Below are 20,430 nucleotides of genomic sequence, written 5' to 3'. Positions count from 1 at the left end.
GCGCCTCCGCCAGCGGCATGCCTTCGGGCAAGCCGCTGAACCGAGACGGTTCCTGCAATGTTGTGTGTGCCTTCTGGCTTTTGCCGGAACCGCTTCTTCGTTCCCGAAAGGTGACGTAATGGAAACCTTGAACGTATCGAATGTCAGTCTGACCTATCCCGGTCTTTATGTGGAAGAAGCCGTGATTGCGCTGAAGGGCGTTAATTTGCGGATCGACAGCGGGGATTTCGTGGTGGCGCTTGGTGCGTCCGGCTGCGGCAAGACCACGCTTCTCAATCTGATGGCGGGGTTCATGATCCCGTCATCCGGCGAAATCACGTTGGGCGGAAGGCAAGTGCGTGGTCCCGGCGCCGACCGGGGTGTGGTGTTCCAGAAACATGCTCTGCTTCCCTGGCTCAATGTCGTTGACAACACCGAGTTTGGCCTGAAGCTTCAAGGTGTACCGAAGGCAGAACGCCGGGCGCGTGCCACGAAAAATCTGGCGCTGGTCGGCCTGCAGGATTTCCACAATCACAAGATTTACCAGCTTTCCGGCGGTATGCAGCAGCGTGTCGGCATTGCCCGCGCACTGACCTGCGACCCGGCGATGCTGCTTATGGACGAGCCCATGGCAGCGCTTGATGCCCTCACCCGCGAAACGATCCAGGAATTGCTTTTGCGGGTATGGCAAGTGACCAACAAAATGTTCTTCTTCATCACTCACAGCGTCGAAGAGGCCTTGTTCCTCGGTTCGCGGCTGATCGTCATGTCGCCGCGCCCCGGACGGATCACCCATACCTATGATCTGGATTTCAACCGACGCTTTCTGGAATGCGGTGACGCGCGCGCCGTCAAGTCCAGTCCCGACTTCATTAAGATGCGTGAGACAATTCTGGGGATTATCTATGGCGATGAACGTGCATCAGGAAACCCGGAACTGGTCCATGCTTGAGTTCGTAACTCGGGCAAGACCAGTCAAACCCGGTAAAATCTATGGCGCCCCCGGCGACGGCAATAGCGGCTTCATCAGCCTTGTAACCGCACTGATTTTGCTGGGGCTCTGGTTTCTCGTAACGGGAATGGGCTGGGTCAAGCCGCTGTTTCTCCCCTCTCCCTTCGCTGTCTACGGCAAGTTCATGGTTGCCATGACCGATGGCGTGGCAAACTCCACACTGGCCGAACATACGCTCGCCAGCCTTGGACGCGTATTGGGTGCTTTCGCGATTGCCTGCATCACGGCAATTCCCATCGGCATCATGATGGGTATGAGCAGCTTTGTTCGTGGCGTGCTGGACCCCATTATCGAGTTTTACCGACCATTGCCGCCGCTTGCCTATCTGCCGCTGATCATCATCTGGCTTGGTATTGGCGAGTTCCCGAAGGTGTTCCTCATCTTTCTCGCGATCTTTGCGCCAATGGCGATCGCAGCGAGAGCTGGCGTGCGCTCGGTCTCAACCGAACAGATCCATGCCGCCTATGCGATGGGCGCATCCCGGACGCAGGTAATAACGCAGGTCATCATGAAAGCGGCCATGCCGGAAATCTTCACCGGCATGCGCATCGGGATCGGTGTGGGCTGGACGACGCTGGTAGCGGCGGAAATGGTGGCGGCGCATCGCGGTCTTGGCTTCATGGTACTCAATGCAGCCCAGTTTTTGGCCAGCGACACCGTCATCATGGGCATCATCGTCATCGGTGTATTCGCTTTCGCCTTCGACCTTTTGATCCGTTACATGGAAAAGGTCCTCATCCCGTGGAAGGGTAAAGTCTGATGGCGCTACAACCGCTTTAACCAGCCCGACCGAAATCCAATTCGCAATATCAATCGCGCGGCAACTCTGCCGCGCCACAGGGAAGCTTTGCCCGAAATCAGGGCAGATTTCAGACCTATCAAGGAGCATTCGAATGTCCGCCGGACAACTCACAGAGAAGCATTTTTCCGACCTCTTCGACGCCTTCAACCGGCACGACATCGACGCGATCATGGCCTTCTTTGCCGACGATTGTGTGTTTTACACCATCGGTGGTGAGGAAGTTTACGGCACCCGTCTCGAAGGCAAGGATGCGATTGCCAAGGCTTTTTCCGGCGTCTGGGCCGCGATGCCCGACGTGAAATGGGACGGACACAGGCATTTCGTGAGCGGCGACCGTGCCGTGTCCGAATGGACCTTTCGCGGAACGGATGCCAACGGCGCACGCGTCGAGGCAGAAGGCTGCGATCTCTTCACACAGCGCGACGGCAAGATCGTCCGCAAACAGGCATTCCGCAAGAACCGGCCTTTGCTGAAGGCGTAAGCCCCAACATCGCCAGTCGGTGTTTTGGAGGACCGACATATGGATACCCACACTCTCAACAGTTTCTCGGCCACCCAGCCATTCGACCCCGCCTATGATCCGGTGGTTTCGAAGACACCCGGACAAGGCCGCGACTATGCTCCGACTTACTGGATAGGCACTGCCGGACCGGCGCCGGAAGACGATGGCCCTATTCGCAGAGACGTCGATGCCGATGTCGTTATCGTCGGCTCAGGCTATACCGGTCTTTCGGCGGCAATCCATCTCGCTCGGGATCATGGCGTCAAGGCCGTGGTGCTGGAAGCAAATGGCGTCGCCTGGGGCTGCAGTACCCGCAATGGCGGTCAGGCGCAGATTTCAGCTGGCCGGCTCAAGCGTTCACAATGGATCGAGCGCTGGGGTGTGGACGTCGCCCGGAAATTGCATAAGGAAATTGCCGAGGGTTTTGATCTCTTTCGTTCACTCATTGCCGAACCGGAAATTGATTGTGATCCGCAGGATGGCGGTCATCTCTACATCGCCCATCGCGACAAGGTCATTCCTTCGCTGGAAAAAGAATCCCGCCTGCTGAATGACGTATTCGGCTATCGGACGCGCATGGTCGGTCGCGACGAGATTCACCGCGATTTCATCCGGGATCAGGAAGCTCGCGGAGCTATGTATGAGCCAGACGGCATTGGCATTCACGCCGCGAAACTTGCCTTCGGCTATCTCCGGCTTGCACGCAAGCTGGGCGCAAAGGTGCATACCGCAAGCCCGGTTCTCAGCTGCCGCAAGAATGGCGGTGTATTCCATCTCAACACGCCGAACGGTACGGTCACGGCGCGACAGGTTTGCTTCGCGACAGCGGGATACACCTCACCCGGCCTCCATCCTCTCACCCGTTACCGGCTGATGCCGGTGCTGTCTAACTCTGTCGTGACACGCCCACTGACGCCCGATGAAATTGAAGCATGCGGCCCCAAGACCGGCATTCCGCTAACCGACACGCGCACGCTTCGTCACTATTATCGTTTTCTGCCTGACGGGCGGATGCAGATCGGCAGCCGCAGCGCCATTACCGGGGCTGATGCACCGAACCCTAAACATTACGATCTGCTGCTTTCGGGCCTTTACCGGAAGTTCCCGGCTCTGAAAGGCATCAAGATCGATTATTCCTGGTGGGGGTGGGTCGATGTCAGTCATGACATGATGCCCCGCATCTATCGTCCTGATCCGACGCAGGAAATCTACTATGCCATGGGCTACGGCGGCAACGGCGTGATGTATTCAGCGCAGGCCGGACGCCGGGTTGCCCAACTGATGACGGGTCGGGGACAGGAACTCGACCTGCCGATCTTCACCTCTGAATTGCCGAGTTACGGCATGCTGACGCCATTCAGGCGCATAGGCCAGCGCGCAATGTATCACTGGTATGCGCTGAAAGACGAAGTTCTCTGAATTCCAAGGAAAGGTACGCGCCATGAAAATGACGACGGAAGAAGCATTTGTTAAGGTCTTGCAGATGCATGGGATAGAACATGCATTCGGGATCATCGGCTCCGCGATGATGCCGGTATCGGATTTGTTTCCGAAGGCGGGCATTACCTTCTGGGATTGCGCCCATGAGACGAATGCGGCACTGATCTGCGACGGTTATACCCGCGTGACAGGCAAGATGGGCATGGCGATTGCCCAGAACGGGCCCGGCGTAACCGGCTTCGTGACTGCCATCAAGACTGCTTACTGGAACCACACGCCGATGCTGCTTGTCTCTCCGCAGGCTGCCAACAAGACCATCGGTCAGGGCGGTTTTCAGGAAGTTGACCAGATGGCGCTGTTCGAGGAGATGGTCTGCTATCAGGAGGAAGTGCGCGACGCGACGCGCATTCCCGAAGTGCTGAACCGCGTGATCGAGAAGGCATGGCGCGGCTGTGCACCGGCGCAGATCAACGTTCCCCGTGACTTCTGGACTCAGGTCATCGACGTCGACCTGCCACAGATCGTTCGACTGGAACGCCCGAGCGGCGGACGCGATGCCATTGCCGAGGCTGCAAAGCTACTAACCAATGCGAAATTCCCGGTCATCCTTAACGGGGCCGGTGTCGTTATCGGCGGTGCGATCCCTGAATCCATCGCGCTTGCTGAAAGGCTTGATGCGCCGGTCTGCTGCGGCTATCAGCATAATGATGCCTTTCCCGGCACCCATCCGCTATCCGCAGGTCCACTCGGCTACAATGGCTCCAAGGCCGCGATGGAGCTGATCTCCAAGGCCGATGTGGTTCTGGCGCTCGGCACCCGTCTCAATCCGTTCTCGACCCTGCCCGGCTATGGCATCGATTATTGGCCGAAGGATGCAAAGATCATTCAGGTCGACATCAATCCTGATCGTATCGGCCTCACCAAGAAGATATCGGTCGGCATTTGCGGCGATGCCAAGCAGGTTGCGCAGCAGATTCTCGACCAGATGGGAGCCAATGCGGGCAATGCAGGTCGCGACGAGCGCAAGCAGCTCATCCATCAGCGTAAATCCGCCTGGTTGCAGCAGCTTTCCTCAATGGATCATGAGGATGACGATCCGGGCACGCATTGGAATGCCGGTGCGCGCGAGCGCGAGAAGGACCGCATGTCGCCGCGGCAGGCATGGCGTGCCATTCAGGCTGGAATGCCGAAGAACGCCATCATGTCCACCGACATCGGCAATAACTGCGCCATCGGGAACGCCTATCCAAGCTTCGAACACGGACGCAAATATCTGGCGCCGGGCATGTTCGGCCCCTGCGGTTATGGCTTCCCATCCATCGTCGGCGCCAAGATCGGCCAGCCTGACACGCCAGTGGTCGGCTTTGCAGGCGACGGTGCGTTCGGCATATCCATGAACGAGATGACCTCCATCGGTCGGAAGGGCTGGCCTGCGATCACCATGGTCATCTTCCGCAACTATCAGTGGGGTGCCGAAAAGCGCAATACGACGCTGTGGTACGACAACAACTTCGTCGGCACCGAACTCAATCCGAACCTGAGCTACGCCAAGGTGGCGGATGGCTGCGGCCTGAAAGGCGTGACCGTCGATAGCCAGCAGGCGCTGACCGAAGCCTTGCAGACGGCAATCGACGAGCAGGCCAAGGGGGTGACTACCTTCATCGAAGTCGTGCTCAATCAGGAACTGGGCGAACCATTCCGCCGCGATGCGATGAAGAAGCCCGTTGTCGTGGCCGGCATCGACAAGGCCGACATGCGCCAGCAAATGCCCGTCTGAACCAGTCCGTCAGTGATCAGGCCGGGAGCGCAACTCCCGGCCTTTTGAAGAGATTGCGCCATGCTGCCGTTGGAAAAGATTTTTGAGAAAGCTCGTTCGAAGCCACGTCACATCGTGCTAGCCGAGGGCGAAGACCCGCGCATCATCGATGCGGCGCTCCGTGCCGAACGCGAAGCCATTGCCCGCATCACGCTTCTGGGCTCCGAAAGCGTCATCAGCAGGCAGATTGACGGCTCAAAGATCGCGATCATCAACCCAGAGACATCGGACAAAAGCGCGGATTATGCGCAAAAACTCTATCGGCTGCGTCAGGCCAAAGGCATGACGGAAGGACAGGCTGAGGCGATGGCGAAGACGCCACTCGGCTTCGCCGCCATGATGGTACGCGAAGGCGATGCGGATGGGACGGTGGCTGGCGCAGTCGCAACGACAGCCGATGTGGTGCGCCATGCCCTGCAGATCATCGGCAAGGCCGAAGGCGCATCACTCGTCTCAAGCTTCTTCCTGATGCTGCTGTGCCAGTCTCATCATCAGAAGAAAGGCGCTTTCGTCTTTGCCGATTGCGGCCTCGTGGTGGAACCGGATTCCGCACAACTTGCCGATATCGCCATCCAGTCGGCAGATTCATACCGCCAGCTCACGGAAAAAGATGCGGCCGTTGCCATGTTGTCCTTCTCCACCGGCGGCAGCGCTGCGCATGAGCGCGTATCAAAGGTCGTTCAGGCAACCCGGACGGTGCAGGAGCGTAAGCCTGATCTGTGCATCGATGGAGAATTGCAGTTCGACACGGCATTCGTCGAGGCTATCAGCCATGCCAAATCGCCGGACTCACCGCTCAAGGGCAATGCCAACGTCTTTGTGTTCCCCAATCTCGAAGCCGCCAATATCGGCTACAAGATTGCCCAACGTATTGGTGGGGCGCAGGCCATAGGCCCAGTGCTTCAGGGCCTCGCCAAACCCGCTAATGACCTCTCACGCGGGTGCAGCGCTGACGATGTCCTCCACATGATCGCTATAACCGTCAATCAGGCAAAGTGAAGGACATCGCGCCGCTATTCGCGAACCGCTATGACTTCAGGAAGCGCGTGGCGATGCCGTTGAGAAACTGTGGCAGTACCGTAAAGGCATAGGGTGCATAGACCCGCTCCAATCGCTGATGATACTCGCGGCCCCACGGGCCGATATTCACCACCGGATAAGAAAGCGCTTTCGGATTGGCGCGGTCGATAAATTGAGCCGCTGGTGTGTTGGCCGCAATGACTTCACTATCCGTCGCGTCCGGGATATGACCGAAGAAGCTCATATCTGAAATACCGGCGAAAATTTCACGATACCGGATCGTCGTTTCGAACTGGCGCTCTGCATGCGCGCGTGCGGTTTCCAGAGCTTCTGCGAAACGCTGTTCTTCGGCCGTTTCGACCCCCATGCGAACGTGAGGATAGACGAGACTTCCGAAGCCGATAATGACCGCCGGGCCTGTAACGCGTGCCTCAGCAACCATGGCGTTGACGAGTTCCCGCGTGATGAGAAGCGGGTTGTCGCTGCTTGAAAGTTCAGCTTCCAGTGCCGCTATCCGTTCCAGTGCCGCATCACCACCAATACGCCGGACTTCGTCGCGCAACTCGGCTGTGGTCAGAATTCTGCCCTTGTGATTAGCATCTGCATCGCTGCCAACCAGCTTTGCAAAGCGCTCTGCCTCCACATTGAAGTGCGTGATCGCCCGATCCAGCGCCTCACCGACAATTGCCTTGAACCGGTGGAATAAAGCATCAGGCGAGACGGAATGGGTCAGCCAGTTGAAAGCAATCCACGTCCGTTCCGGTGTGGTCACTTCATAACCGCCGCGAAAATCCCGCGCTTCAAGGCAGATCGGAGGTGGCGACACTTCACCATCAGCCGTATCACAAAGGGTTGCATTGGCTTCCACCGCACGCATGATTTCCGACGCGATGAGATGCGCGCTGACACCTTCAAACGGATAGCTCGCATGAGAAGGCTGTCCGACCACAAAAGCAAAGGGAAGTTGCTTGCCGATTGTGCCCCGATAGATGGCTCGGCCTTCCGCACCGTCACCCTGATCGCTCGTTGCGTCAAGATTGATACCGGCAACGATATCGAGGCCCCAGCGTTCGGCAAGTTCCGGCAACGCATCGCGCAGGCTGCGCATTCCCCGCGAACCACGCTCTTCGTCAGGCGTCGCAAACAAAATTAGATTGCCTTCGCGATCTGCCTGCTGCGAGAAATGTTCCAACGTTGCGATACCGGCTGCAACACCGCTTTTCATGTCGAGCATGCCCCGACCGGGAATGTAATTTCCGCTCTGGAAATCAGCGAGTGCCTTTTCCTCATTCGGCGCAAGCGGACGGCTGGTAAGGTCGTTCAGAAGAGCCTTAAGCAGAGCATCCGGCTCGAAAGCAAGATGTTTCAAATCGCGATAGTTTGCAGTTTCCACCACATCGAAGTGCCCCGCCAGAGCCAGGGTTCGCCGCCCGGCACCGCGCACGACGGCGATAACATTCTTGGTCATCGGCGAGCCGTGACTGTCGATGACGGCAATATCTTCAGGGTTCTTCTGGAAATAGGGGATCTCGCGCAAAAGCTCGGCCAGCTTCGGCCCGAACGATGCCTCGTCAGGTGTTCCCGTTTCGCTCGGCCATCTCACCATGCGATAGGAGAGTTCTCGCACCCGTTCTGTCGGGTTCCATTCATTTGGGGATGCCACGGTCTTTCCTCGCTCAATAGTTCCCCGTCTCCGTGCCTTGGGGAAGGCACAGGCGGGTTTTCAAATCTGGTTTAAACGTCGACTTACTGGTTGAGATGCTTTCGCAGGAACGCTCTCGTTCTTTCATTTTCCGGATTGGTGAAGATCACATCCGGCTTGCCTTCCTCGACGACAACGCCCTTGTCCATGAACAGAACCTTGTCTGAAACTTCGGCGGCAAAACGCATTTCGTGGGTCACGATGAGCATGGTCATGTGCTCATGTGCGAGCTGTTTCATGACCTGATTGACTTCCTCGACCAGTTCGGGGTCGAGCGCAGAAGTCGCCTCGTCGAACAGCATGACTTTCGGCTGCATCGCCAGTGCACGGGCAATAGCCACGCGCTGTTTCTGCCCGCCCGACAGACGCGACGGGTACATGCTGGCCTTGTCTGCAAGACCGACCTTCTTCAAAAGCGAAACGGCAAGTTCCTGCGCTTCCTGCTTGCTCTTGCCCTTCAATTTAATGGGGCCGAGCGTGATATTTTCCATGACATTGAGATGCGGAAACAGATTGAAATGCTGGAAAACCATGCCCATCTGCTGGCGCACGGCATTGATATGCCGCTCGAAGGCGCGTCCGTTCAACGGCTGGTTTACCTGTACGCCATCCAGCAGTATCTGGCCTGAGTTGACCGTTTCCAGATGGTTGATGGAGCGCAGCAAAGTACTTTTGCCGGAACCGGACGGCCCGATAATGGCGATGATCTGGCCGCGTTCAACCGACAGATTGATGCCCTTGAGAACTTCGAGCGCGCCGTAAGCCTTGTGGACATCGCGCACTTCCACCATGGGTTTGCTGTTGCTCATCGGTAAGCCTCGACTTTCTTTTCCATCCAGTGCAATCCGGCTTCCAGGATGAGATTGAGTACGTAGAAGATCACTGCGGCAGTGATATAGAATTCAAACGGGCTATAGGTTTCACTGATCGCCTGCTGCGATGCGTGAACCAGCTCGGTAATACCGATTACCGATACGAGCGCCGTGTCCTTCAAAAGCGCAATCAGATTGTTGCCCACCTGCGGCAGCGCGTTGCGGACAGCTTGCGGCACGATGATGTAGCGCAGCGTCTGACCGTTGCCGAAACCTAGCGAACGGGCACCTTCATTCTGCCCCGGATCGACAGTCAGGATCGCGGTGCGGAAGATATCCGAATTATAGACCGCAAAATGCAGGCCAAGGCCGATGATACCAGTCCATACGGCTGGAATGTTGATGCCGATCTGCGACAGGCCGTAATAGAGCAGGAACAGCTGCAGAAGCAGCGGCGTACCCATGAACAGCCAGATGAAGAAGCGGACAGGGTAACGCACCAGCCAGTTGCCATAGAGAACGAGCAAGGCAAAAGCGATACCGCCGAAGAAGCTGACGATGGATGAGGACACGGCGATGATGAGCGTCCACCAGATGCCGGTCATCAGAAGTTCAGTATAGGGCGGGACGATAGAGAAATCGAGTTGCATGGGATCACCGCCTATTTGAGCGCATAGCGGGCTTCGAGGAAATCGACGAAGCGTGCAACGATATAAATGAGGACCATGTAGATGGCCGCGGCGATGCCGAAGATTTCAAACGGACGATAGGTCGAGCCGATGAAACGTTGAGCCGTGTAAGTCAGTTCGACCACGGAAATCGCGGAAACGAGAGCAGACCCCTTGATCAGCATGACTGTGTTGACACCGAGCGAACGGATCATGAGCCGCGCTGCCTGCGGCAACACCACAAAGCGCATCGACTGTCCGTTGCTGAAGCCAATGGAACGGGCGGCTTCGTTCTGCCCGGTATCGACCGTCAGAATGGCGCCTCGCATGGCTTCGGCATAATAAGCGCCGATATTAAGGCCAAGACCAATGGCACCGGCTGCGAATGGTTCGAGATTGATGCCGATCTGCGGGCCGCCGAAATAGAGAACGAAAAGCTGCAGAAGGCACGGCGTGCCGCGAAAAACGCTGACATAGGCTGTACCGATAAAACGCAGCGGCCAGAAACGCGATAGTTTTGCAGATGTGGCAAGCGCACCGACGCTCAACCCGATCAGAATGGCAAGCGCCGATATTTCGACGGTAACCAGGGCGGCCTCCAAAAAATATGGAAAGACCTCCACCATCAAAGAGAAGTTCATTATCTCCCCTTTCCTGTCTGGAAACCCAAGCCGGAAAGAAATGTTGCCGGGACAATTGCGTTAATAGCTGTCCCGGCTCGGGGTTTCATGCGGTTAGCGGATGTCGCGACCGATCCACTTGGTCGAGATTTTCTCGTAGCTACCGTCCGCTTTCATGTCGTCGAGAGCCTTGTTGATCGCATCCTTAAGCTCAGGGTTACCCTTGCGCAGAGCGATGCCGACATTGTCGGTGCCCTGAAGTTCAGGCGTATCGAGCTGACGAACCTTTTCGCCGCTTTCCTTGATGGCGATCAGGATCGGAATGTCATCCGATGCAATGGCGTCCACGCGACCTGAACGAAGCTCAAGCAGCAGTTCCGGGATGCCCTTATAGGTACGGACGGTCCAGCCACCCTGTTCGCGCGCCCACTTGTCGCTGGTTTCGCCAAGCGTCACGGCAATGGTCTTGCCCTGTTTCAGTTCGTCCATGGACTTCACCGGCGAGGTTTCCGTCACGAAAATTCCACGGCCACCGCGATAGTAAGGGCCTGCGAAATCGACAGCCTTTTCGCGTTCCGGCGTGATGCTCATGCTGCCGACGACCACATCGAACTTGCCCGCACGCAGGCCTGCAATGATGCCGTCGAAAGCGATGGTCACGACAACCGGCTTTACATCAAGGCGCTTGGCAATTTCGGTGCCGATATCGACGTCGAAACCGACCACCTGGTTCTGACCATCAACAAAACTGAATGGCGGGAAAACACCGCTCATGCCGATGCGCAGTTCGCCGCTCTGCTTGACCTTTTCGAGGTCGTCCGCATGAGCGGGAGCGAGCATCATCAGCGCACCGACGCCAGCGGCAATGAGCGAAGACAGAAGGGTTTTCATTTCATTTTCTCCTAAGTGATCGTGTCGCGATCACGGGCGATGCCCGTTCCGAGCGCCCGGCTGGACGCATCTTTCCAGATCGTCGACGCCCGACGGGCGACGGCAAATTTCTTGAGAAAACAGATTCGGAACAGGCAAGAACGATATGCTCTGGTTACCCAGGAGCGGGAGAAAGAAAAGCTCCATCGATCCACCTCCGAAATTCCCCTTGCCGGTTGCGTTGCTTGCTTATCCGGCTTGTTTGTTTTCAAGCACGCTAACGGAGCAAAGGATCAACGAAAACGTCAATTCTGTATAGAAATGTCCAGCAATCTGCGATAAACGCAATCAAACTGACGAAATCGTCAAATGGCGGTGTGGTGATGGATGATCTGGATCAACGATTAATATCGGAACTGCGCATCAATGCGCGTGCGTCCATTCCGACTCTCGCCAGTATTTTGGGTGTGGCGCGGGGCACGATCCAAAGCCGGATGGAACGCCTGATCGCATCAGGCGTCATTGCAGGCTTTACAGTCAGATTGAAGGATCATGGTGCCACCGACATGATCCGCGGCATCATGATGATCGAATTGACCGGGCGAAACATCAAAAGCGTGATAGCGACTTTACGCAAGAACCCCGGCTTTTCCGCGGTGAACACCACGAATGGTACGTGGGACCTGATCGCCGAGATCGAAGTCCCCAACATGAATGAATTTCACCGGCTGGTAACAGGTATCCGCGCCATGGACGGGATCGCGAAGTCCGAGACGCACATCTTTCTCGGACCCGCCTGAACCTTCGACCGTCTATTCTGCGGCTTCTGCCACATAACCGAACTGCATGATGGCGTCCGGTGCAGCAACGCCCGGCAAAATACGACCGTCATCCACCGGCGCGCCCATCTGGGTGGCCATGGGAATGACGCCCGCCCAGATTGGCAGGGCATAATCGGCATCGTCATCCTTCGGCGGACCGGAGCGAACCTTTGCTGACGCTTCATTCAGTTCCAGTTCCAGAAGCATGGTGGCCTTCAGCTCCTTTGCCATCATCGGCCGCAGGCTTTCCCAGCGACCCGGAAAAAGGCCGTTTACGAAGCTGTGCAAGTGATGTTCCTTCACCGCGATGTCCGAAACTTTGCGCGCTGTCCCGAAAGCCATGACCGAACGGTAATTGCAGGAGTGGTGAAACGCCGAGCGAGCGAGGACCAGCCCGTCGAGCAACGTAAAGCTTACGCACACTTCTGCTTCGTCGCAGCTTTCCAGCATACGACTGGCGGATGATCCGTGCCAGTAAATGAAATCGCCTTCACGCCAGACCAGCGTAGGCGTGACATAGGGCGTTCCGTTGAACACATAGGCCACATGCGCCAGAGGCTGCGCATCGATGATTGCGTGAACCGTGGCTGCGTCATAGGCACCGCGCTCATGCAAGCGTTTTACACGGCTGCGTTCAGAAGGGGCTGTCGTCATGGCCGATTTTTCTCCTTTATATTCGGCCAAACTGCCGTCATAGTGGCTTTGAGAAAATAGCCACTTTAAGAGAATAATATAATGCCAATTTCGAATACACTTCCAGAATTCGGGATTGATCGCTCCAGCGATGTCTCGCTGACCGCCCAACTGGTTGATCAGATAAGACAAGCGGTTTTAGCCGGACGCCTGAAACCCGATTCAAGATTACCGTCTACCCGCGCCTTATCTCTGGAACTAGGCCTGTCACGAACAACCGTTCTTGCGGCATTCGACCAGTTGATTGCCGAGGGTTATCTCGAAGGACGTCAAGGTTCCGGAACCCATGTCACCGCCGAACTTCCCGACACCAGCCTGACAGTCGACCATCCGCCCCTCGACGCGATAGTCCAGCCGCAGTTACATCACAAGGAAGCCAAACCTTTTCATCTTGGTGTATTTGATAGTGATCATTTCCCACACGACGAGTGGGGGAAGCTGCTCGGGCGCATCTGGCGCAACCCATCCCCTGAGCTGCTAAGCAGTGACGATGTGTTCGGCTTTCATCTTTTGCGATCTTCACTGGCCCGTCATTTGCACGAGTGGCGGGGGATGATTGTGTCACCAGAGCAGATTATCATTACCGGCGGCAGCGCGGACGCTCTTTCCCTCATTCGGGAGGCCCTGTTTGTACCGGGTGACAGACTGTGGATGGAGGAACCGGGCTACCCGCCCGCGCGCAAGATCCTTGGCGTCAACGGCCTCGACATCATTCCCGTCCCCATTGATGGCGGAGGCCTCGATGTTTCGACCGCGCGAGACAAGGCCAACAATGCGCGTGGAGCGTTTGTCACACCGGCACGGCACCACCCGACAGGCGTGACCATGCCATTAGGGCGCCGGCTGGAATTGCTTGCCTGGGCAAGGGAACGCGACGCCATCATCATCGAGGACGATTATGACAGCGAGCACCGTTATGTCGGCCAGCCATTGCCATCCCTGATGTCGCTTGATCCAGATCGCATCCTTTATATCGGAAGTTTCTCCAAGGTCTTTTCGCCACTCCTGCGGCTTGGTTTTCTGATTGTACCGTCGCACATGACCACTCGATTCAGGGCGCTGCGACAAACCTTATTCCCAGCGCCATCGCCCTTGGCCCAACCGGCATTGGCCAGTTTTATCGAAACGGGAGCCTTTGCACAGCACATCAGGCGCATGCGGCGCATACATGCATCGCGGCGGCGTAAACTGATTGCAGCGCTCGCTCCCGGAGATCCGAAGCTTTTCCGAATTGAAGCCCCTCCTGCCGGGCTTTCATTGCTGCTGGCTTTGCCAGACGGGCAAAGCGATACGCGCCTTGCCACTATTCTCGCAGATGCTGGTATCGAGGCTCATCCGCTATCGACGCTTTATACAAAACTGACGCCACGTCAGGGGCTTATCCTCGGATTCTCAGGATTTGATGAAACTGCATTGGAGAATTCGGCAACAGCGCTGATAAAAATTCTCGAACAATCGAATTAGAGAATGTGCATTAGCAATTTCGTAAACTTTGGATTCAGCATTTCCCGGTAAGCTTTGATTAGCAATTAGCTCGGAGGGAGCGTTGCAGCCCATTTGTTTTGCGTTACGGGTGCTCATGCGTTCTTCGGTTGTATCAGTCATTGCCCTTGCCTGTGCCGCTTTGACGGGCTGTACGTCAAGTTCGGGCATCGACAGCATTATGCTCCAGTCGAAGACATCGGCTGAGACCACAAGTTCGGTGGCTCGCCCGGTTCCGCCCGCCCCCTTGAGCGAAATGGCGAGCGCACCGCAGCCCATGCCAGCTGCCGAGCAGGAAGAAGTTCTGGCTTGGGCCGGCCCTATTCCAGATGCGGGTCCGTTCAAGGCAGAGCCGCCTGCTCCCGTTACACCGCAACCGCAGTTGCAGGAACGCCCCCAGGCGCGCATCTCTGTTCCAAAGCCGGAAGTCGCAGCCTATCCGCCGGTGCGCCTCGCACCACAGGAACGGTCGAAAGTCTACAGCCACCGCTTTCGTGATGCGAAACCGATCAATTTCGGACGCTCGTCGCCACGCAAGCTGGCAGTGCACGGTGTGGACGTCTCCCGCTGGCAGGGTGATATCGATTGGGTGAGACTGCGCACGCAAGGTGCAAACTTCGCCTACATCAAGGCGACCGACGGCGGCGACCACCTCGATCCCATGTTCCGCAAGAACTGGCGCGAAGCGAAAGCAGCGGGCATCAAACGCGGCGCATACCACTTTTTCTACTGGTGCCGCGTGGCAAGCCAGCAGGCCGATTGGTTCATCCGCAATGTTCCAAAGGAAGCCGATGCGCTTCCACCTGTCATCGACGTAGAATGGAACGGCGATTCCTCCTGCAAGCGTCGACCTTCTCCGGCGCAGGTGCGGGAAAAGATGCAGGTGTTCATGGACAGACTGGAGCAACATTATGGCAAGCGGCCAATCATCTATACCGCACCGGATTTCTATGACGATAATCTGAAAGGTGCCTTTACCAACTATCCATTCTGGCTGCGTGCCGTTGCCCAGCATCCGTCGAAGGTCTATCCGGGTCGCCCATGGACCTTCTGGCAGTATTCTGGGTCGGGTCTGTCGCAGGGCGTGAACGGCAAGATTGACCTGAACGTTTTCCACGGCTCAGAGGACGACTGGCACAGATGGCTGGCGCGTGCCGCCAGCTAAACAGCGAGAAACTGGCCAAAAGCCAGTTTGGATGTTATGAAGTTATATCAGGGATAACCGAAGCTTTGCCTCGAAACCCGGCATGCAATATCGCCATGCCGGGCCATTTGCTGCCCGCATGGTGTTACCATGAAAGGGAATGGCAAATATGGACATCCGGTTATTTGTGCTGGCGCTGGCAACTTTCGTTACCGGCACCGCCGAGAACATTATCGTCGGCATTCTTCCGGGCATCGCACCCGGTTTGAATGTCTCAGTCAGTGCCGCCGGGCAGCTGACATCAATCTTCTCGATTACCTTCGCTCTCACAGCACCACTGGCATTCGTTCTAACAACGCGCTTCGAACGGAAAGCCATCCTCGTCTTCGCCTTGGGCGTTTTCATCGCAAGCAATATCATCGCGAGCATTAGCCCCAATTATGCTGTCCTGTTTATCGCGCGCATCGGCATGGCCTCCGCAAGTGCAGTCGTCTGCCTGATTGCCACCATGCTGGCGACAGAGCTGGTTAGTCCCGCAATGCGCGGACGCGCCATCGGGATCATATTCATGGGTATAAGCGGATCGATGGTGGCCGGTGTCCCCACGGGAATGATTGTCAACGATTGGCTGGGCTGGCGCGCGGTCTTCCTGTGCCTGGCACTGGCGGCAGCTTTGGTGCTGCTCCTGTCGTTGCTTTCCCTGCCCCGTGCAGGACGAAGCCCGCATGGTTTGCCACCTTATATGCCGCACCTGAAATCCTTCCGGCTGGTATCAGCACAATTGGTTTCCGTCCTGATGATCGGCGGTCATTTCGTCTTGTTCGCCTATCTGTCACCCTATCTTCTGGAGGCTGTCCACATCTCTTCACAGAAAGTCATCTGGGCGATGGTGGCGTTCGGCATGGCCGGAATGACAGGCGGCTATCTCGGCGGACTGCTCGTCGACAAGCTTTCACCAAGGTTGGCTATCGTGCTGACGCCACTTCTCTATCTGACGGCGTTAGCAACGATACCACTTGCAACAGGGTCCAGCACTATTTTCGGCGCGGTGCTGATGATCTGGGCTTGTATCAGTTGGATGATATCACCCGTCGTTCAGAGCTTTCTCATCACGACCGATCCCGCAACGGCAGATGCCGGTGTCGGGATCAATCTATCTGCCATGCACATAGGCGTAGCGCTTGGCACGGCCACGGGAGGACTTGCTTTACGGCACTGGCACTTGCAAGCCCTGCCGTGGATCGGATGCATTCTGGTCGCGCTTTCCTTACTGTGTGCCCTTAACGCTTCCCGATATTTTGCAGGTCGTAAGGCGTCGATTGATACATCTCGTTGATCCAGTTTCCAAACAGAAGATGTGCGTGGCTGCGCCAGCGGTTTTCCGGCTGGCGCGTCGCGTCATCTCCGGGGAAATAGTTCGCTGGAACCTTTGTTTCAGGCTGAGCCTGAATGTCGCGGAAATACTCATCGGCAAGCGACGTTGTGTCGTACTCCACGTGATTGAACATATGCAGCGCGCGATGACGTGGATCGTCCAGCAGGCAAAGGCCTGTTTCCGGACTATCGACCAAAACCTTCAGCTCACTCTCGGCTGGAATGTCGCTCTTGCGCACTTCGGTCCAGCGTGAAACCGGGATTTTGAAATCATCCGAGAACCCGCGAAGGTAGGGAGACGACGGCGCAAGATTGCGCTGGCTATAGACGCCCGACGCCTTGCCCGGCAGCTCGTACTTGCCCATGCCGTGGAAATGATGGACCGCAGCCTGTGCGGCCCAGCATATATTCAGTGACCGGTGCACATGGGTCTGCGTCCAATCGAAGACACGCTGCATCTCATCCCAATAGGTGACTTCCTCGAACTCGAGGCGTTCGACCGGAGCACCGGTGATGACAAAACCGTCAAAGCGTTGGTCCTGCACCTCTTCCCACGGCTGGTAGAACGACAGCATGTGATCGGCAGGCGTATGGCGCGCCACATGGTTGGTGATACGAACAAGGGTAAGCTCGACCTGTAACGGTGTCGCGCCAAGCAGACGCGCAATCTGCGTCTCTGTCGTGACCTTGTTCGGCATCAGATTGAGAAGGCCGATCTTCAGCGGACGAATATCCTGACGAATGGCATCTGCTTCACGCATGACCATAACGCCCTCGGCCTGGAGAACACTGGTTGCTGGCAGATCGTCAGGAATTTTAATCGGCATGTCGCGTCGGTCCCTAGTTTATGTTGGGGGAAGACGCGAGTGGCTTTGTCCGTATATTTGCCGGTTTGGCCACATCCTCTCTTTACAGAGAGTACCACCTTGCCCGGAGAGGCAGGTTGGCGTTGGGCGTCTCCCCAACTCTTGATGTGATGTCACTTCTACTCAAACTCTTTCGGGGTGGCAATAGGGTTTAAGTGTCGCCTTAAAGTGTATGAGAAATTTCCATTTCTTTTGCCGATCAGTTTATGAATGCTGCACTCAGCGACTTACAAAATTTGGAATGAACGTCCTTCAAATTTTTTCTATGGCGGCTTTCAAAGCGCTTACACGCTGAGCTGATAACCGAAATGATTGTTCTGCGGCAAAACCGAAAGCGATAGCGCGAGAATCCTTCTCTTCGACCGGGACACGGCATGAAGCATGAATCTCTGCCGCGCCCGTTGCCTCCACGATCCGTCTCGCGTTCTCCGCGTTGACGCCGCTGCCGGGCATGATGCGGATGCGGCCACCAGCCAACTCAGCCAGCACCCGCAGATTATCCAACCCCTTTTCCGCAGTTTGTGACAGACCAGACGTCAGAATGCGCTCAAAGCCGAGTGCAATTGCTTGCTGTACGGCAATCTCCATATTCGGAACGAGATCGAATGCGCGATGAAGCGTCGTTCCAAGGCCTTTTGCTTCTGCAACCAGTCTTTCCAACATGGCGACATCAAGAGAACCGTCGCTCAGCGAAGCGCCAATAACAACACCGGCCAAACCGGCATTTGTGGCATTACGAATATCCGACACCATGATGGCTTCATCTTCTGTCGAAAAGCAGAAATTGCCCGCGCGCGGTCTGATCATTGCGTAAACCGGGATTGGCGCTTTCGAGGCAAGCTCCATCAATCCCAGCGAAGGCGTCAAACCACCAAGCTCAAGCGCAGAACAGAGCTCGATACGATCCGCACCACCTTCAATTGCCGACCGCAACCCTTCGGCGCTATCCACGCAGACTTCAAGTAACACGCTCACGTCTGATGCCCCAATATTGCGGCCCCAACCAAACCGCCATCACTGCCGAATACACCCGGAACGACCAATGGTTGGTTCATTTTCCGCAAAATTCTGGCCCTGACGGCCGTATCAAGTGCGGAGATCAATTCGGAAGCAGTAGCAAGTCCACCACCAACCGGAATAATCGACGTGCCTGTTATGTTGACGACGGCTGCAAGCGGATCGGCAACCAGCTGGAGATAAGCGATAATCGTCCGTCTCGCCTCCGGGCTGCCTTCCAGCCATTCCCGCAGGACCGCATGGCTACTCGCATCTATACCGTTCAGAAACTGGTGCAGCTTTTCGATCCCGCGCGCGCCACCAATCGTATCGACGCAACCGCTCTGACCGCAGCCACAATCGAAGCGAGGAACCGACACTGTTTGTCCGTCTATTTCTACACACGTGTTGAGGATCGGGCCATGCCCCCATTCGCCAGTCAAACCGGCTTTACCGCGAACCAATCGACCGTCGATAACAAGCCCGCCGCCAACACCTGTGCCCAGCACTGCGCAAAAAACTATGTCGTGCCCCTTACCAGCCCCTTCGATAGCTTCTGCAAGGGCCAGACAATCAGCATCATTGGCGGCGATCACCTGTCGCTGCAATCGCTCGCCGAGTTCAAGGCTTAATCTATGATCGGTGATGCAAGGAATGTTCGCCGAGAAAGCGGAACTAGTTACTGGATCAACCAATCCAGCGATGGAAAGTGCAAGTGGCCCCGCCTCATCCGATGCGTGGGTTCGAAGCGCAGTTTCCAATGCGCCCCCGAACTCATCCCAACTGTTTGCAGGGGTCGGCAACTTTTCAAGAAGTTCGATGTGTCCCGGATGTACAGAGCGGGCCAGCCGAATGAAGGACCCACCAACATCCGCGGCAAAAACAGTACCTGCCTGCCGAGACTGACGCATCCTTCTGTCGTGCATGATCGATCTTCCGCCGATACGTTTCGATGGTCCAACCAATCATCGCAAATGTATCGGCAGTCAATCGCAAGGCGCAATTATCCTACGGTTTTGGCGCCACGAGCGAGATGTTCACACCTTGCGGATCCTTGCATTGAACAACCCATTCGCCGTTCGGTACTTCCATCGGCTCTTGCAAAACCGCTCCGCCGAGAGACTTGACCCGGCTGGCAGCATTCTTCACGCCATCGACCATGAAGTAGAAGCCCCAGCCAACAGGAGTGCCGGGAGGTGCGGTCATGATACCGCCGTGATCGGCGCCATCGACACTGAACACCTTGTAATTGCCCATAGGCCCCATGTCGAAATTGCGTGAGAGCTTCCAGCCGAAAACTTTCTCATAGAACGGAAATACCGTCTCGCAGTTTTGAGCATACAGTTCATGCCAGCCCGGATGCCCCGGTTTGCGCGAACCGAAGTCAGCCGGTGGCGGCATGTCGTCTTTCGGTTCAAAAAGTGCAAAGATACCACCTTGCGGGTCCGAAACGATCGCAAACCGTCCAATGTCCGGGATATCCTGCGCTGCTCTGAGCACCTTGCCACCTTCTGCTTCAACCTTTTTGGCATATTCGTCTGCATTTGCGACACCGACATAACCGATCCAGCCGGGTTCGCCTCCGCAATCTTCCTTTGGCATATCCGCCATCGACATCATGCCTGCAATCATGCATCCGGGCACTTCGAACAATGTATATTTCATGCCGGGAACCCCGGCATCTTTCGCTGTCCAGCCGACGACTTTTGTATAAAAATCCTGTGCGTTGTCAGCATCTGTTGTCATAAGTTCATACCAGACGAACGGAGAAGAGCCGTTTTTCATTGAAAGTACTCCCTTGGATTTCTTTC

General features: G+C 56.4%; 20 protein-coding genes and 1 riboswitch. Of the genes, 10 read left to right on the top strand and 10 right to left on the bottom strand.

Translation table 11 applies throughout. The annotated features are described in order from the left end of the window. Positions 1-118 precede the first annotated feature (118 nt). From OANT_RS18125 to pta, 6 genes are all read left to right on the top strand, one after another. Entirely contained in the window at positions 119-931 is an 813-nt protein-coding gene (locus OANT_RS18125; RefSeq protein WP_010658704.1) for a taurine ABC transporter ATP-binding protein, read from the top strand. Further along, positions 924-1,751 carry an ABC transporter permease subunit gene (locus OANT_RS18120; RefSeq protein ID WP_010658703.1) on the top strand — a complete coding sequence of 276 codons (828 nt, stop codon included), beginning with the start codon at positions 924-926 and terminating at the stop codon, positions 1,749-1,751. Before OANT_RS18125 ends, OANT_RS18120 begins: the two co-directional genes overlap by 8 nt. A 133-nt stretch (positions 1,752-1,884) precedes the next feature. Next, positions 1,885-2,274: a nuclear transport factor 2 family protein gene (locus OANT_RS18115; protein ID WP_012092921.1), complete on the top strand. Its 390-nt coding sequence runs from the start codon at positions 1,885-1,887 to the stop codon at positions 2,272-2,274. Between the two features lie 39 nt (positions 2,275-2,313). Further along, entirely contained in the window at positions 2,314-3,714 is a 1,401-nt protein-coding gene (locus OANT_RS18110; RefSeq protein WP_012092920.1) for an NAD(P)/FAD-dependent oxidoreductase, read from the top strand. A gap of 22 nt (positions 3,715-3,736) precedes the next feature. Next, positions 3,737-5,512: a sulfoacetaldehyde acetyltransferase gene (gene xsc / locus OANT_RS18105; RefSeq protein ID WP_012092919.1), complete on the top strand. Its 1,776-nt coding sequence runs from the start codon at positions 3,737-3,739 to the stop codon at positions 5,510-5,512. 60 nt (positions 5,513-5,572) lie between these two features. After that, a complete protein-coding gene (pta, locus tag OANT_RS18100) occupies positions 5,573-6,550 on the top strand; it encodes a phosphate acetyltransferase (protein WP_012092918.1) in 978 nt (325 codons plus the stop codon). 28 nt (positions 6,551-6,578) lie between these two features. Here the strand turns inward: pta and OANT_RS18095 are convergent, their stop codons facing one another. From OANT_RS18095 to OANT_RS18075, 5 genes are all read right to left on the bottom strand, one after another. Further along, complete coding sequence (locus tag OANT_RS18095) at positions 6,579-8,177, bottom strand: M20/M25/M40 family metallo-hydrolase (protein ID WP_080514355.1); 1,599 nt, start codon at positions 8,175-8,177, stop codon at positions 6,579-6,581. A gap of 140 nt (positions 8,178-8,317) precedes the next feature. Continuing rightward, positions 8,318-9,082 carry an amino acid ABC transporter ATP-binding protein gene (locus OANT_RS18090; protein WP_012092916.1) on the bottom strand — a complete coding sequence of 255 codons (765 nt, stop codon included), beginning with the start codon at positions 9,080-9,082 and terminating at the stop codon, positions 8,318-8,320. Further along, on the bottom strand, positions 9,079-9,735 hold the full coding sequence (locus tag OANT_RS18085) for an amino acid ABC transporter permease (RefSeq protein ID WP_012092915.1): 657 nt from the start codon (positions 9,733-9,735) through the stop codon (positions 9,079-9,081). Before OANT_RS18085 ends, OANT_RS18090 begins: the two co-directional genes overlap by 4 nt. Positions 9,736-9,746: 11 nt before the next feature. Continuing rightward, positions 9,747-10,394: an amino acid ABC transporter permease gene (locus tag OANT_RS18080; protein ID WP_012092914.1), complete on the bottom strand. Its 648-nt coding sequence runs from the start codon at positions 10,392-10,394 to the stop codon at positions 9,747-9,749. Between the two features lie 93 nt (positions 10,395-10,487). Beyond that, positions 10,488-11,264 carry a transporter substrate-binding domain-containing protein gene (locus OANT_RS18075; RefSeq protein ID WP_012092913.1) on the bottom strand — a complete coding sequence of 259 codons (777 nt, stop codon included), beginning with the start codon at positions 11,262-11,264 and terminating at the stop codon, positions 10,488-10,490. Positions 11,265-11,626: 362 nt separating this feature from the next. Between OANT_RS18075 and OANT_RS18070 the strand changes: the two genes are divergently transcribed. Beyond that, positions 11,627-12,043, top strand: a complete 417-nt coding sequence (locus OANT_RS18070) for an Lrp/AsnC family transcriptional regulator (RefSeq protein WP_010658693.1) — start codon at positions 11,627-11,629, stop codon at positions 12,041-12,043. A 12-nt stretch (positions 12,044-12,055) separates the two neighbouring features. On the opposite strand, the gene OANT_RS18065 is transcribed toward OANT_RS18070, so the two are convergent. Then, complete coding sequence (locus OANT_RS18065; protein ID WP_012092911.1) at positions 12,056-12,718, bottom strand: pyridoxamine 5'-phosphate oxidase family protein; 663 nt, start codon at positions 12,716-12,718, stop codon at positions 12,056-12,058. Between the two features lie 81 nt (positions 12,719-12,799). Between OANT_RS18065 and pdxR the strand changes: the two genes are divergently transcribed. The 3 genes from pdxR (at position 12,800) to OANT_RS18050 (ending at position 16,719) form a co-directional block, all read left to right on the top strand. Beyond that, positions 12,800-14,221, top strand: a complete 1,422-nt coding sequence (gene pdxR / locus OANT_RS18060) for a MocR-like pyridoxine biosynthesis transcription factor PdxR (RefSeq protein ID WP_012092910.1) — start codon at positions 12,800-12,802, stop codon at positions 14,219-14,221. A 115-nt stretch (positions 14,222-14,336) separates the two neighbouring features. Continuing rightward, positions 14,337-15,404, top strand: a complete 1,068-nt coding sequence (locus OANT_RS18055) for a glycoside hydrolase family 25 protein (RefSeq protein ID WP_012092909.1) — start codon at positions 14,337-14,339, stop codon at positions 15,402-15,404. A gap of 148 nt (positions 15,405-15,552) precedes the next feature. Beyond that, positions 15,553-16,719, top strand: a complete 1,167-nt coding sequence (locus tag OANT_RS18050) for an MFS transporter (protein WP_012092908.1) — start codon at positions 15,553-15,555, stop codon at positions 16,717-16,719. On the opposite strand, the gene metA is transcribed toward OANT_RS18050, so the two are convergent. The 4 genes from metA to OANT_RS18030 all read right to left on the bottom strand — a co-directional run bounded on the left by metA (position 16,664) and on the right by OANT_RS18030 (position 20,404). After that, positions 16,664-17,584, bottom strand: coding sequence for a homoserine O-acetyltransferase MetA (gene metA, locus OANT_RS18045; RefSeq protein WP_012092907.1), 921 nt, complete (start codon positions 17,582-17,584; stop codon positions 16,664-16,666). The two genes, OANT_RS18050 and metA, sit on opposite strands and share 56 nt — an antisense overlap. 43 nt (positions 17,585-17,627) lie before the next feature. Then, positions 17,628-17,737: riboswitch (SAM-I-IV-variant riboswitch) on the bottom strand. Positions 17,738-17,875: 138 nt separating this feature from the next. Further along, on the bottom strand, positions 17,876-18,598 hold the full coding sequence (locus OANT_RS18040; protein ID WP_012092906.1) for a copper homeostasis protein CutC: 723 nt from the start codon (positions 18,596-18,598) through the stop codon (positions 17,876-17,878). Next, positions 18,595-19,545: an ROK family protein gene (locus OANT_RS18035; RefSeq protein ID WP_012092905.1), complete on the bottom strand. Its 951-nt coding sequence runs from the start codon at positions 19,543-19,545 to the stop codon at positions 18,595-18,597. The genes OANT_RS18040 and OANT_RS18035 overlap by 4 nt, the downstream gene beginning before the upstream one ends. 82 nt (positions 19,546-19,627) lie before the next feature. Beyond that, the gene (locus OANT_RS18030) at positions 19,628-20,404 is read right to left on the bottom strand and encodes a VOC family protein (RefSeq protein WP_010658685.1); all 777 of its coding nucleotides are present in this window, start codon (positions 20,402-20,404) and stop codon (positions 19,628-19,630) included. Positions 20,405-20,430: the final 26 nt, after the last annotated feature.

It is taken from the genome of Brucella anthropi ATCC 49188 (assembly GCF_000017405.1).
In the GTDB taxonomy this organism is placed as follows: domain Bacteria; phylum Pseudomonadota; class Alphaproteobacteria; order Rhizobiales; family Rhizobiaceae; genus Brucella; species Brucella anthropi.
Note: the sequence above shows the minus strand (reverse complement) of the source record. Positions and strands in the feature narration are given on the sequence as shown.

Bases quoted from the DNA above. Each gene is read 5' to 3' on its own strand.
- OANT_RS18125 (WP_010658704.1), top strand. From the start codon at position 119: ATGGAAACCTTGAACGTATCGAATGTCAGTCTGACCTATCCCGGTCTT.
- OANT_RS18120 (WP_010658703.1), top strand. From the start codon at position 924: ATGCTTGAGTTCGTAACTCGGGCAAGACCAGTCAAACCCGGTAAAATC.
- OANT_RS18115 (WP_012092921.1), top strand. From the start codon at position 1,885: ATGTCCGCCGGACAACTCACAGAGAAGCATTTTTCCGACCTCTTCGAC.
- OANT_RS18110 (WP_012092920.1), top strand. From the start codon at position 2,314: ATGGATACCCACACTCTCAACAGTTTCTCGGCCACCCAGCCATTCGAC.
- xsc (WP_012092919.1), top strand. From the start codon at position 3,737: ATGAAAATGACGACGGAAGAAGCATTTGTTAAGGTCTTGCAGATGCAT.
- pta (WP_012092918.1), top strand. From the start codon at position 5,573: ATGCTGCCGTTGGAAAAGATTTTTGAGAAAGCTCGTTCGAAGCCACGT.
- OANT_RS18095 (WP_080514355.1), bottom strand. From the start codon at position 8,177: ATGGTGAGATGGCCGAGCGAAACGGGAACACCTGACGAGGCATCGTTC.
- OANT_RS18090 (WP_012092916.1), bottom strand. From the start codon at position 9,082: ATGAGCAACAGCAAACCCATGGTGGAAGTGCGCGATGTCCACAAGGCT.
- OANT_RS18085 (WP_012092915.1), bottom strand. From the start codon at position 9,735: ATGCAACTCGATTTCTCTATCGTCCCGCCCTATACTGAACTTCTGATG.
- OANT_RS18080 (WP_012092914.1), bottom strand. From the start codon at position 10,394: ATGAACTTCTCTTTGATGGTGGAGGTCTTTCCATATTTTTTGGAGGCC.
- OANT_RS18075 (WP_012092913.1), bottom strand. From the start codon at position 11,264: ATGAAAACCCTTCTGTCTTCGCTCATTGCCGCTGGCGTCGGTGCGCTG.
- OANT_RS18070 (WP_010658693.1), top strand. From the start codon at position 11,627: ATGGATGATCTGGATCAACGATTAATATCGGAACTGCGCATCAATGCG.
- OANT_RS18065 (WP_012092911.1), bottom strand. From the start codon at position 12,718: ATGACGACAGCCCCTTCTGAACGCAGCCGTGTAAAACGCTTGCATGAG.
- pdxR (WP_012092910.1), top strand. From the start codon at position 12,800: ATGCCAATTTCGAATACACTTCCAGAATTCGGGATTGATCGCTCCAGC.
- OANT_RS18055 (WP_012092909.1), top strand. From the start codon at position 14,337: ATGCGTTCTTCGGTTGTATCAGTCATTGCCCTTGCCTGTGCCGCTTTG.
- OANT_RS18050 (WP_012092908.1), top strand. From the start codon at position 15,553: ATGGACATCCGGTTATTTGTGCTGGCGCTGGCAACTTTCGTTACCGGC.
- metA (WP_012092907.1), bottom strand. From the start codon at position 17,584: ATGCCGATTAAAATTCCTGACGATCTGCCAGCAACCAGTGTTCTCCAG.
- OANT_RS18035 (WP_012092905.1), bottom strand. From the start codon at position 19,545: ATGCACGACAGAAGGATGCGTCAGTCTCGGCAGGCAGGTACTGTTTTT.
- OANT_RS18030 (WP_010658685.1), bottom strand. From the start codon at position 20,404: ATGAAAAACGGCTCTTCTCCGTTCGTCTGGTATGAACTTATGACAACA.